Origin of the sequence: Nonomuraea rhizosphaerae (assembly GCF_019396405.1) — a bacterium.
GTDB classification, from domain to species: Bacteria; Actinomycetota; Actinomycetes; order Streptosporangiales; family Streptosporangiaceae; genus Nonomuraea; species Nonomuraea rhizosphaerae.
Genome location: NZ_JAHKRL010000413.1, coordinates 1 through 11,662 on the forward strand (window position 1 = coordinate 1; position 11,662 = coordinate 11,662).

Annotated in this window: 14 protein-coding genes; 8 read left to right on the plus strand and 6 right to left on the minus strand. The window is 71.7% G+C overall.

Translation table 11 applies throughout. The features are described 5' to 3' along the window. Window positions 1–368 (minus strand): iron chelate uptake ABC transporter family permease subunit (locus KME77_RS21220; protein WP_246610393.1); only part of this gene is annotated, 368 nt, incomplete at its 3' end. An 8-nt stretch (window positions 369–376) separates the two neighbouring features. Then, window positions 377–1,426, minus strand: coding sequence for a FecCD family ABC transporter permease (locus KME77_RS21225; protein WP_308250805.1), 1,050 nt, complete (start codon window positions 1,424–1,426; stop codon window positions 377–379). Between the two features lie 85 nt (window positions 1,427–1,511). Between KME77_RS21225 and KME77_RS21230 the strand changes: the two genes are divergently transcribed. Continuing rightward, window positions 1,512–2,540 (plus strand): ABC transporter substrate-binding protein, encoded by a 1,029-nt coding sequence (locus tag KME77_RS21230; RefSeq protein WP_219470462.1) that lies wholly within the window; start codon window positions 1,512–1,514, stop codon window positions 2,538–2,540. On the opposite strand, the gene KME77_RS21235 is transcribed toward KME77_RS21230, so the two are convergent. Further along, the gene (locus KME77_RS21235) at window positions 2,524–4,938 is read right to left on the minus strand and encodes a helicase-associated domain-containing protein (protein WP_219470464.1); all 2,415 of its coding nucleotides are present in this window, start codon (window positions 4,936–4,938) and stop codon (window positions 2,524–2,526) included. The genes KME77_RS21230 and KME77_RS21235 overlap by 17 nt on opposite strands. A 78-nt stretch (window positions 4,939–5,016) precedes the next feature. Continuing rightward, window positions 5,017–5,520, minus strand: a complete 504-nt coding sequence (locus KME77_RS21240; protein ID WP_219470466.1) for an ATP-binding protein — start codon at window positions 5,518–5,520, stop codon at window positions 5,017–5,019. Window positions 5,521–5,693: 173 nt separating this feature from the next. Here KME77_RS21240 and KME77_RS21245 point away from each other — a divergent pair, with 173 nt between their 5' ends. The 6 genes from KME77_RS21245 to KME77_RS21270 all read left to right on the plus strand — a co-directional run bounded on the left by KME77_RS21245 (window position 5,694) and on the right by KME77_RS21270 (window position 9,219). Continuing rightward, window positions 5,694–6,560, plus strand: coding sequence for a Sco1979 family transcriptional regulator (locus KME77_RS21245; RefSeq protein WP_504739336.1), 867 nt, complete (start codon window positions 5,694–5,696; stop codon window positions 6,558–6,560). Beyond that, window positions 6,561–6,797 (plus strand): DUF397 domain-containing protein, encoded by a 237-nt coding sequence (locus tag KME77_RS21250; protein WP_219470467.1) that lies wholly within the window; start codon window positions 6,561–6,563, stop codon window positions 6,795–6,797. Window positions 6,798–6,897: 100 nt separating this feature from the next. Continuing rightward, entirely contained in the window at window positions 6,898–7,155 is a 258-nt protein-coding gene (locus KME77_RS21255; protein WP_219470469.1) for a hypothetical protein, read from the plus strand. 50 nt (window positions 7,156–7,205) lie between these two features. Next, the gene (locus KME77_RS21260; RefSeq protein WP_219470471.1) at window positions 7,206–7,982 is read left to right on the plus strand and encodes a hypothetical protein; all 777 of its coding nucleotides are present in this window, start codon (window positions 7,206–7,208) and stop codon (window positions 7,980–7,982) included. Window positions 7,983–8,071: 89 nt separating this feature from the next. After that, window positions 8,072–8,953, plus strand: coding sequence for a maleylpyruvate isomerase mycothiol-dependent enzyme family protein (locus tag KME77_RS21265; protein WP_219470472.1), 882 nt, complete (start codon window positions 8,072–8,074; stop codon window positions 8,951–8,953). After that, complete coding sequence (locus tag KME77_RS21270) at window positions 8,953–9,219, plus strand: sigma factor (protein ID WP_219470474.1); 267 nt, start codon at window positions 8,953–8,955, stop codon at window positions 9,217–9,219. The genes KME77_RS21265 and KME77_RS21270 overlap by 1 nt, the downstream gene beginning before the upstream one ends. Before the next feature lie 62 nt (window positions 9,220–9,281). Here KME77_RS21270 and KME77_RS21275 read toward each other — a convergent pair whose 3' ends face one another. Beyond that, on the minus strand, window positions 9,282–9,866 hold the full coding sequence (locus tag KME77_RS21275) for a histidine phosphatase family protein (RefSeq protein ID WP_219470477.1): 585 nt from the start codon (window positions 9,864–9,866) through the stop codon (window positions 9,282–9,284). A 59-nt stretch (window positions 9,867–9,925) separates the two neighbouring features. Between KME77_RS21275 and KME77_RS21280 the strand changes: the two genes are divergently transcribed. Then, entirely contained in the window at window positions 9,926–10,882 is a 957-nt protein-coding gene (locus KME77_RS21280) for a zinc-binding dehydrogenase (RefSeq protein ID WP_219470479.1), read from the plus strand. A 3-nt stretch (window positions 10,883–10,885) separates the two neighbouring features. On the opposite strand, the gene KME77_RS21285 is transcribed toward KME77_RS21280, so the two are convergent. Beyond that, window positions 10,886–11,662, minus strand: a 777-nt coding sequence (locus KME77_RS21285) for a TIGR03621 family F420-dependent LLM class oxidoreductase (protein ID WP_219470481.1), incomplete at its 5' end; no start/stop codon positions are given.

Consider the following 11,662-nt stretch of genomic DNA (forward strand, 5'->3'; position numbering starts at 1 on the left):
CCGGAGATCTGCGCCGCCGTGCCGCCCGCGACGACGCCGAGGATGCCGCCGGTCGAGGCCCCGGCGGTGAAGCCGATGAAGTCGGGGCTGCCCAGCGGGTTCCTGGTCAGGCTCTGGAAGATCGCCCCGCTCAGCCCGAACGCCGCGCCGACCAGCAGCCCGGTCACCACCCGGGGCGCGCGCAGCTTGGAGACGATCAGCTCGGCGACCGGCGTGCCCTGGCCGAACAGCGCCGACAGCACGTCGGGCACGGACACGGTGAACTCGCCGGTCGCGATCGCCGCGACGGACACGGCGAAGGCCGCCAGCAGCAGGAGCATTCCGACGGCCATCGCGCGCGGCGCCAGCCGGGCCGACCACGGGCCCATCCGGATCCTCACAGCTGGGCCAGCCTTCTGCGCCGGGCCATCACGATGAAGATCGGCGCGCCGATCACCGCGCACATGATGCCCACCTGTACCTCACCCGGCCGCGCGATGAGCCGTCCGGCCACGTCCGCCGCCAGCAGCAGCACCGGCGCGGTCAGCATCGTGTACGGCAGCACCCACCGCTGGTCCTGTCCCACCACCGCGCGCACGGCGTGCGGCACGGCCAGCCCGACGAACCACAGCGGCCCGGCCGCGGCGGTGGCCGAGCCGCACAGCAGCGTGATCGACACGGCCGTGAGCACGCGGGTGCGGGTGACGGCCACGCCGAGGGACTTGCCGGCGTCGTCGCCGAGCGCCAGCATGTTCAGCGGCCTGCCCAGGGTCAGCCCCAGGACCAGGCCGACGGCCATGAACGGCGCCAGCCGCACCAGCACGTCGGCCGTCTGCCCGGCCAGCGACCCGGTCAGCCAGAACCGCATCCGGTCGAAGGTCTGCGAGTCGATGCGCAGGATCGCCGAGGAGACGGCTGTGAACACCATGCCGACGGCGATCCCGGCCAGCGCCAGCCGCACCGGTCCGGCGCCGGAGCGTCCCGAGGCGCCCAGCGCGTACACCACGGCCGAGGCGATGGCCGCCCCGCCGAAGGCGAACCACACGTACACGGCCGGGTTCGACAGCCCGAACAGCCCGAGCGCGAGCGTGACGCCCAGCGCGGCGCCCTCGTTGATGCCCAGCAGGCCGGGGTCGGCCAGCGGGTTGCGGGTCAGGCTCTGCATCAGCGCCCCCGCCAGCCCGAGAGCGGCGCCGACGCCGATGCCCAGCAGCGTGCGCGGCACGCGCAGCTCGCGCACGACCGTGTGATCGCCGGAGGCGCCGGGGGCGGTCAGCGCGTCGATCACCGTGGACAGCGGCACGGACCGCGCGCCCAGCGCCACGCTCGCCATCGCCACCAGCACGAGCGCGCCGAAGGCGAGCACCAGCCCGCCGGCCAGCGCGGCCGAGCGCCCGCGCGGTGCCCCGGTCTCCAGAGCGGGGGAGACCTCCTTGACCGCGTGCACCCGACCCCCTTTCGCCACCGACCAATTTAGGCGAGGCTAATCTAATGCCTCAACAGCAAGGCAAGCCTAACCTTAGGAGATCTACATGTCGGGACCGGTACTGCCTCGCAGGGGCTTCCTCGCGGCGACGGCGGGTCTGGCGGCGGCCCTGACGCTTTCGGCGTGCGGCGGCGAGGGCACTCCCGCCCCGGCGGCGAGCGGTACCGCGCCGGGCGGGACCGCCTCGGACGGCGCGGCCGGCGGCCCGTGGACGTTCACCGACGACCGTGACAAGAAGCTCGACCTGCCCAAGCGCCCCGTCCGGGTCGTCGCCCAGGTCGGCTCGGCCGCCGCGCTGTGGGACTTCGGCGTGCGCCCGATCGGCGTCTTCGGCCCGCACAAGCTGAAGGACGGCGCCAGGGACCCGCAGGTCGGCAACGTCGACATCAGCAAGGTCACCGGGCTCGGCAACGTCTGGGACGAGTTCAACGTCGAGCAGTACATCGGGCTCCAGCCCGACCTGCTGGTCAGCAGCATGTACATCAAGGGCACGCTCTGGTACGTCCCGGAGAAGCAGAAGGCCACGATCGAGCAGGTCGCGCCCACGGCCGGCATCATGCTCACCGGCCGCAGCGCCCTTCAGGTGATCGGCAAGTACGAGGAACTGGCCAAGTCGCTCGGCGCCGGCATGCAGGGCGTGCCCGAGGCCAAGGCCCGGCTGGAGGCGGCCAGCAAGGAGCTGGCGCAGTTCAAGGACCTCAAGGTCCTGATGATGTCGGCGGGCCCGGACGCCATGTGGGTGGTCAACCCGCCCGAGTACCCGGACGTCGTGCACTTCACCCAGAACGGCCTGAACGTCGTCACCCCCTCGAAGGTCGACGAGGGCGGCTTCTTCCAGACGCTGAGCTGGGAGAACGCCGACACCTACGACGCCGACGTCATCCTCTACGACACCCGGACCCAGTCGCTCAAGCCCGAGGAGATGATGAAGAAGCCGACCTTCGCCGGGCTGCCCGCCGTGAAGGCCGGGCAGCTCTACCCGTGGACCGCCGAGGCCCCCTACAGCTACCAGGGGTACGCCGACTTCGTGGAGGGCCTGGTGGAGAACCTGAAGAAGGCTAAAAAGCTCCCTTGACCTCAACGATCTCGGCCAGCGGGAACTCCAGGTAGTCGCCGGCCTCCTCGCACCACGCGTCGAGCGCGGCGCCCTTGAGCTCGCCGTGGCTGATCGTCGCGGTCAGGCCGTCGGTCAGCGTGATCCCGGCGCGCACGCCCCGGTCCACGACGAAGCCGAGCAGCGACTGCTGCGCCGTCGGCAGCCTGGTGGCCATCCGGCCGATCACGGCCCAGGTGCGGCCGCCCTGCCCGTCGGCCGCGCGGCTGGCGGTGATCAGGCGGGCGGCGTGCTCGTGCGGGTCGGGGACCGGCTCGGCGAGCAGCGGCTGCACGGCCTCGTAGCTGTCGAACTCCGACAGCTCGGCCACCTGGCCGCCCGGCAGCAGGATGAGCTTGCCGTTGCTCGGCTCCTCGACCCGGGTGCGGCGGATGGTGATCTCGCCGCCGCCGTCGGCCACGGGGACCGGCGCGTAGCCGTTCTCGCGCAGCGCGGTGAGGGTGCGTTCGGGGCCCGCCGAGCTGACCAGCACCGTGGGGGCCAGCAGCCGCAGGCCGAGCCGGGCCAGGCGCCGGTGCCCGGCGATCTCGGCCAGCAGGGCCGGGTCGCCGGCCTGCACCACGCAGCCCACCATGGTCACGGTCACCTCGCCGTGGCGGCGGGCGACGTCGCGCACCAGGTATTCGAGCGGCTGCGGGATCGTGCCCACCTCCGACAGCTCTTCGAGCAGCTCGTCGGCGTCGTAGCCGTGGTCGAGCGCGCGGCGCACGCTCTCGGTGGTGAAGCGCCACACCGACGCCGCGCCCCGCGACTCGCGCTCGGCCACCCGGTCGAGCAGCGCGGCCAGCTCGGCCGACGGCGGGCCGGTCACGACCGCGGTCAGGTCGGGGCCGAACAGCGCGCTCCTGCGCACGCTGGCCAGCGCTCTGGTCGAGGCCTCCACCAGCATCGGGTCGTGCTCGACCAGCGGCACCGCGTCGTCGCTCTCGTCGCCGGCCTTGGCGCTCAGCCCCGCCAGGGCCCTGCCCAGGTCGGTCAGCGAGTCGTTGGCCAGCAGGCCGAGCAGCCGCGCCTCGACGAGCACCGCCGACGCGCAGTCGGCCAGCAGCGACTGGTCGAGCAGAGGGGCGTGCCAGTGGACGTTGCGCACCAGGCTCGCCCGGTCGGAGAAAGCCGTGCCCGAGGGCAGGTGGGCCAGCACCGACAGCACCGCCCTGCGCACCCGCGCCACGGCCGCGCCCGACTGGTCGTCGCCCAGCACGGTGCCGTACTTTCCGTCGACCTTGCGCAGGGAAGAGCGTTCCATCCGCCACCAGGCCGCCAGCAGCACCCGCAGCCGGGCCGAGGCCTCGTCGAGGCGCCAGCGGTCGAACTTCTCGGTCGGGACCATGCCGACGGACGGCTCGTCCCAGGCCAGCAGCCTGGACACGGCGCAGACCTCCAGCAGCAGCCGGGTCTCGTCCTCGTCGCAGCCGGTCTCCTTGGAGATCCTGCGCACCTCGCGCACGCCCACGCCGCCGGTCTTCAGCAGCGGCAGCGGCATCTTGGAGGTGTTGTCGAGCAGCGCGGCGCAGCGCTCCACGACGTGCGGGGCGGCCAGCGTCATCAGGTGGTCGACCTCTTCGGGGTCGATCGGGATCGTGGCCACCTCGGGCGGCTCCGGCGTGAACGGCGCGCGGTAGTCGGGGCCGCGCAGGCCCAGCGCCACCTCGCGCGGCATCTCGGCGACGTGCCAGCTCGGCCGGTAGAGCAGGCCGTGATCCGCCGCCCACTTCTCGGCCGTGCCGGGGGTGACGAACCTGTTGCCGTCGACGTCGCGCACGGGGCCGTCCCAGGCGAAGGAGTCGAGCAGCCTGACCGTGCCGTCGGGGGCGTGGCGCAGCAGCGCGTCGAGGCGGTCGCGGTCGCCGAGCACCTCGCTGACCCTGCTGATCGTGCGGCGTTTGTTGCCGTGCGGCGGCAGGCCCAGGTTGCGGGCGAGGGCGCGCAGCGTGTCGACGCTGATCGTCCAGGAGTTGAGGTAGTGGTCGAGCGGCTCGCCCAGGCCCAGTGGCGCGGTCCACCACCGGGACACGGCCTCGGCCAGCTGGATCACGCCCTCGTGGTCCGGCCAGGCCAGCGCGTGGTCGTAGAGGTGGTCGAGCCAGGGGCTCAGCTCGTCGGGGGAGGCGCCGAGGAAGGCGGCCAGGCGCTCGGGAGTGGCGTGCGGGATCACCAGGCACGCCTGAGCGAGTTCGAGACAGGGGAGTGGCAGGCCGCGCAGGGCCTCCATCACGGCGAACGCGTTGCCGAGCCGTTGGGCCAGCGTGTCGAGCCGCCGCGGCCATGGTGCCGCGATGGCGTCGGGTCTTGTCGCGAGGACGCGGCCGAGCCTGTCCTCGTCAAGTGTTCGTAGCCAGCCGAGCAGGTGATCATCCATCTGTCAGCACTCTCATGGGGTCGCACGCAGGGACTCACCGTGAGCCATGACCATCCACGGTAATGCAATCACCCCCGGTCAGGAGAGGACTGCCCAGACGATCTTCCCGTGAGGCGCGAGTGCGGACCAGCCCCAACGGTGGCTGAGCGATTCGACGATGTGGAGTCCGAGGCCGCCGGTGTCGAGAGGGCCAGGGTATCTCAGCACGGGCACCGATGAGCCTGGATCGGTGAAGGCGCTGGTAACCAGCGGGCCGCGGCGTACCAAAGACATGTGAACCGGGCGCGGGCGGTCGCCGTCGGCCGGGTGCAGGCCGTGGCGTAACGCGTTGGTGGCCAGCTCGGAGACCACCAGCTCCATGCTGTCGATCAGCTCCTTGAGCCCCCACGCGGTCAGGGCGCCGATCGTGAAGCTGCGTACGGAGTGGATCGAGGACGGCGTCGGCGGGAGCACGAAGGTGGCACTGGAGGAAGGGCCGGGCACCAGGAGATCGCGCGCCGCCTCCGGCCACCAGCCGAGGGGAGGCCACCAGTCGAACGTGGTCCACTGCCCGGGCGCCGTGGGGGATTGCACGTTGATCATTCTGCGACAAACTCTCGTGCAGGTGCAAGAGCGAATGCACGTGCAGACACCCTGTGCAAGCGCTACATTGCCTCCAATAGGTCAATCGGTGGGAAAGGGGATCTTGTCCGCGGCGCATGATCTTTCGGCCGTGGAGTGACAGACTGTGCTAAGGAACAACCAAGGAGCAGCACGTGTCCCTAGATCCGCCCGGCTCAGGTTCGACCGTTCGGCGCATCATGCTCGGCGCCAGCTTGAGGCGGCTGCGTGAAGCCAGCGAGCTCACCAGAGACCAGGCCGGATTTCACATCCGGGCGTCCGAGTCCAAGATCAGTCGCATGGAACTCGGCCGTGTCGGATTCAAGACACGCGACGTGGAAGACCTGCTCACCTTGTACGGTGTCGTCGACGACGCCGAGCGCCGTGCTCTGCTGGAGATGGTCCGCGAAGCCAACACCCCAGGGTGGTGGCACAAATACTCCGCCGTTCTGCCCGCGTGGTTCACCACGTACGTGGGGCTTGAGGAGGCCGCCAGCGTGATCCGCACCTATGAGGTGCAGTTCATTCCCGGCCTGTTGCAGACGGCGGCGTACGCGCGAGCGGTTTACCTTCTCGGCAACCCCGATGAGAGCCAGTCCCAGATCGAACGCCGTGTGCATCTGCGCATGCAACGGCAGGAGCGCTTCACCCAGAAGGACGGACCCCGCCTGTGGGCCGTCATCGACGAGGCGACGCTCAAGAGGACCATCGGGGGGCGAGAGGTCATGTCCGAGCAGCTTCAGCATCTGCTGGAAGTCGCTGCCCTTCCCAATATCACCATTCAGGTGATGCCCTTCAGATACGGCATGCACGCCGCTGAAGGGGGCGCGTTCAGCATCTTGCGATTTCCCGAGTCCGACTTGTCGGACGTGGTCTATGTCGAACAGCTCTGGGGTGCCCTTTACCTGGACAAACGTGAGGATATCGACCCGTATCTCACTGCGATGGAGCAGTTGTGCGTGGAGAGCACCACGCCAGGGGGCACCGTCGAGCTCATCGGCGGTCTTCTCAGAAAGATGTAGATGAAGCAGACGTACAACGGCATGCCCGCGGCGGACCTGCAGCAGGTCGCCTGGCGCAAGAGCCGCTACAGCAACTCGCAGGGCAACTGCGTCGAGCTCGCGAAACTCCCCGACGGTGGCGTCGCGGTTCGCAACTCACGCTTCCCCGACGGCCCTGCGCTGATCTACACGCGCGACGAGATCCGGGCCCTGGTGCTCGGAGTGAAGGACGGAGAATTCGACGGTCTCCTGGTGTGAGCGGCGTGTGTAACACGCTCTTAACGTCCGGCGCGTCCCCTTAACGGGGACGCGCCGATGGCGTAATCGCCCTGCCTCCGTCGCCACTCATGATCGGTTCATGCTCGATCAGATGACTCTCTACCCGATCGCCGACGACGTGCTGTTCGCGCCCGGCGGCAAGGTCGTGATCCGCACCTACGGCGTCGCGCCCGCGGCCTCCGGGGGCGCGGTCTCCTACCGCACGTGGGTGACCGGCGTCCGCGACCAGCCGCGTTACTGGCACTGGGGCCACTTCGAGGACGCCGCGTCCGGGCACCGCAGGGTGCTGGAGTGGCTGACCGGGAGGGGGCCGCAGCCTACCCAAGCGCTCGCTTGATCCGTTAGGGTGATGTGCCAAGCAATCGCTTGGTGCGATAGGAGCCCTGCATGCGGCGCGGGATCTACCTTCTCGAAGAGGTCGACTTCAGGCCCATGAACTCCCGGCGCCCCCTGGAGTACCTCACCTGGCTGACCCGCTACAAGCGCGAGGACGAGAGCCGCGAGGCGCCCACAATGACCTCCGGCATGTCCATCAGGTCCCGCGAGATCGACCTCGCCGGAGCCTTCTACGCCGTCGGCATCACCGGCCACCCCCAGTTCAAGGCCGTCACGCTGTGGGAGTGCCACGGCGGATGGGACGGCGGCTGGCGCCAGATGATGGAGATCTACCGCGGCGTGGACGACAAGCTGTTCCTGTCCGACATCGACGACCTGCGCTTCTCCGCCTTCTCCCGGCCGCTCGGCGCCGTGCCCGGCTGCCCGCCGCTCGGCGAGGTGGCCCCCGCCGAGTTCTACCTGTTCGAGAGCGCCCGCGTACGGCCCGGCGCCGCGCTCGACTACCTGGAGGCGGTCCGCGCCGAACGGGCGCCGCTGCTGGCCGAGCACGGGCACGCCCTGGTGGGGCTGTACGAGGTGCTGTTCTGCGACACCGAGGCCGTCACCGTCTGGGGCGTCTCCCTGGACGACCATCTCGCCACGCAGCGGGCCAGGGACGCGGCGCTCGGCCTCGACGACGAGGTGGCGCCGGACGACCGGCTGCTGGGGTGGAGCAGGCGGGCGCGGGACTTCCTGGACGGGCCGTGGCGGGAGACGCTGCTGTCGCCGTTCCCCGGCAGCCGGCTGTCGCCGTTGCCCGGCAGCCGGGTGCCGCCGGCGGGACGGTGACCTGGCACGCGTCGTGCGCCCATTTGTCTGTCCCCGTTCATCTGGCGCGGCGGGGCGCGGCACGTTAGCGTCGGGCTGCGGAGGTAGTCATGACCGACACGTACCTCTACAACGGACAGGGCCCCGACGACCACGTCGCGTCCTGTCCGGACTGTAGCGCGGCCATCGCCCTGATCGACGCCCCGGGCGAAGCGGTCGCACCCCCGCCACGTCTGCGCGAGGCCGTGCTGAGCAAGGCACGCCTGCGCCGCAGCCCGGCGGAGGAAGCGGTGGCGGCCGTCGCCGTCCCGTACGCCCAGCAGGTGGCGCTCATGGACGAACTGCTGGCCGAGCTGAGCGTGCCGCAGTGGGACGCGCCGATGGCCAAGCACGGCACCGTGCGCGGCATGGTCGAGCACCTGGCCGCCAACGACGCCAGGGTCGCCCGGTTCATGGGCGTGCCGGAGGCCGGGCGGCTGACCGCGCACCGGCGCTGGCGCGAGCAGGCCGGGTCCCTGCTCGAACGCGTCTCCGGCAGCAACGACGTGCTGCTCGGCGTCGAGGTGGAGCTGGCCGGGGCCGGCTCGGCGCGCGGGCCGCTGCGCGACGCGCTCGTGCAGCGGACGTTCGAGACCTGGACGCACGCCGACGACATCCGCTCGGCCACCGCCCGCTCCGCGGCCCCGCCCGCCGGTGAGCACGTGCGCCTGATCGTCGAGTTCGGGCTGGCCATGCTGCCCAGGGCGCTGAAGGGGCCGCACAAGGACGCGTCGGCGACCATCGTGCTGACCGGTCCGGGCGGCGGCACCTGGACGGTCCCGCTCTCGCCGACCGCCGACCACGTCGCGGTGGTGGTGTCGGCGGACGCCGTCCACTTCTGCAAGCTGCTGGCCAACCGGTGGCCGCCCGAGTCGTTCCCGTACGCGGCCGAGGGCGATCCATGGCTCGCCCGGGAGCTGATGCGCGCAGCGGCCACGCTGGGGTGTGACTGATGGCCGCCGACCTGGACCTGCACGCCCGGCTGGTCTCGGGCGACCTGGACGCGCTGGCCGCGCTCTACGACGAGCACAGCTCGTACGTGTACGGGGTGGCGGTCAAGATCACCGGTAGCCAGGCGTTCGCCGAGGAGATCACCCAGGACGTCTTCGTGGCGTTGTGGGAGCAGCCGCTGTCGTACGAGCCCGCGGGAGGGTCGCTGCGGGGGTGGCTGGTGAGCAGGGCCATGCACGCCTCGGCGGTCCGCGCCGAGGTGAGCTGACCCCGGCACCCGGCCCGTCGCGGCGCTCGGCTGACCGCGATGTCCCTGGCCTGCCGGGGCGTTCAGCTCACCGGGGCGTTCCAGGTGAGCACGACGGGTTCGGCGTGCTCGAAGCCGAGCCGCGAGTACGTCCCCGTGTCCAGCTTGAGCAGCCGCCCGTCCTCGGGCGGCAGCTCCAGCCAGCGGGCCGCCAGCACGCGCAGGAAGTGGCCGTGCGCCACCAGCGCCACCCGCCCCTCCGACGCCCTGGCCCTGGCGATCACCCGGTCGGCCCGCGCGCCCACGTCGGCCGCGCTCTCGCCGGGGTGCGCGGCGTCGCCGGGGGTGACGCCGTCGCGCCACAGGTACCAGCCCGGCCTGGTCTCGCGGATCCTGGGCGTGGTGATGCCCTCGTAGCCGCCGTAGTCCCACTCCCACAGGTCGGCGTCCACCTCGTACGCCGTCAGCCCGGCCAGCTCGGCGGTGCGGCGCGCCCGCTGCGCGGGGGAGACCAGCACCAGGTCGAACGGCTGCTCCTTGACCAGCGGCGCCAGGGCCCGCGCCTGCGTCTCCCCCTCGGGCGTGAGCGGCAGGTCGGTGCGGCCCGTGTGCCGGCCCGCCCTGCTCCACTCCGTCGCGCCGTGTCTCAGCAGAAGCATCTCGTCCATGAGGTCCATCATCCGGCACGGTTGACCTCAACCTTGGTTCAGGTAGCAGTCTCGTGGTCATGTACGCGACAAGACTTCATTCCTTCGGTCCCGCCGAGAACCTCCGTTACGAGTCCGTCCCCGATCCCGTCGCCGGTCCGGGCGAGGTGCGCATCGCCGTCAAGGCCGTCGGGGTGCACTTCATCGAGACCCTGTTCAGGCGGGGCATCCCCGTGGGGCCGCACCCTGTGCCCGAGCTGCCCGCGACGTTCGGGGCCGAGGTGGCCGGCGTGGTCGAGTCGGTGGGGGAGGGCGTCGATCCGGGGCTCACCGGCCTGCGGGTGGTCAGCGCCGGCGTGACGTCGGGCGGGTACGCCTCGCTGGCGGTCGCGCCCGCCGGCAGCGTCACGGTGCTGCCCGACGGGCTGGACCACGGCGTGGCCGTCGCCATGAGCGTGACCGGCGTCACCACGCTCGGCCTGCTGGAGGCCGCCCCCGTGACCGCCTCGGACGTGGTGCTGGTCATGGCCGCGGCCGGCGGCGTCGGCACGCTGCTCGTGCGGCACGCCCGCCGGGTGGGCGCGACGGTGGTGGGCGCGGCGGGCGGCCCGGCCAAGGTCTCCCGGGTGCGCGCGCTGGGGGCGAACCTGGCCGTCGACTACAACACGCCCGGCTGGACGGAGATCGTGAAGAAGGCGTCGATCGTCTTCGACGGGGTCGGCGGCGGGCTCGGGCGGGAGGCGTTCGGGCTGCTGGAGCAGGGCGGGCGTCAGGTCGTGTACGGGCAGGCGTCGGGGGAGTGGTTCCGCCCGGCGGAGGAGGAGCTGAAGGAGCGGGACATCACCTCCTACGACGGCATCGGGCATCTGCTCGGCCGTGCGGGCGGCCTGGCGGACCTGCGGCGGCGCGCCCTGGAGGCGGCGGCCGAGGGGGTGCTGACTCCGGAGGTGCAGGCGTTCCCGCTGGCGCAGGCGGCCGCGGCGCACGCGGCGCTGGAGAGCAGGAACACCATGGGCAAGGTGATCCTCGTCCCGTAGCCCTCACCCTGCGGCAAGCTCCTCGACGATGGGGGTGAAGGCGTCGAGGTCCCGCTCATGGTGCACCACGAAATACGAAATATCGTGCTCATCCCGCCAATAGCGGAGCTTGTCGACTATGTCGTGACGGGTGCCGAGAAGGACCTGCGGCGTCTCGTCCTGCCGCGAGCTGTCGGCGGCGCTCCACGCCTCCTCCGCCTTTCGTGCCCCTATCTGCGTCACGCTGGTGCCCAGCTCCAGCCGGTCGTAGCGGTCGCCCGCGGCCGCGCGCACCGTCCGGAGCTTGGCCAGGAACGCCGCCAGGCCGCCGTCGCCCCCGTCGGGCCCGGTCCCGTCGGGGCGCACCCGCATCCCCAGGTTCACGGTGTCGGCCTCCCGCGCGGCCAGCCGCAGCATCCTGGGCCCGCCGCCGCCGAGCAGCAGCCTCGGGTGGGGCCGCTGCACGGGCTTGGGCTGCTGGTCGAGCCCCTCCAGCCGGTAGTGCTCGCCCTCGAAGCCGAACGGCCCGTCCCCCCACAGCCCCTTCAGCACGGCGACGGCCTCCGCCAGCCGCGACACCCGTACGCCGGGCGGCTCGAACGCCAGCCCGGCCCGCCGGTAGTCCTCGACCATCCACCCCGTCCCGAGCCCGACCTCCAGTCGTCCGTCGGACAGCAGGTCCAGCGTCGCCGTCTCCTTGGCCAGCACGGCCGGGTGCCGGAAGTCGTTGGCGAACACGAGCGTCCCGACCCGCAGCCGCGTCGTCGCCGCGGCGGCGGCGGCCAGCGCGGCGGCGGGGGG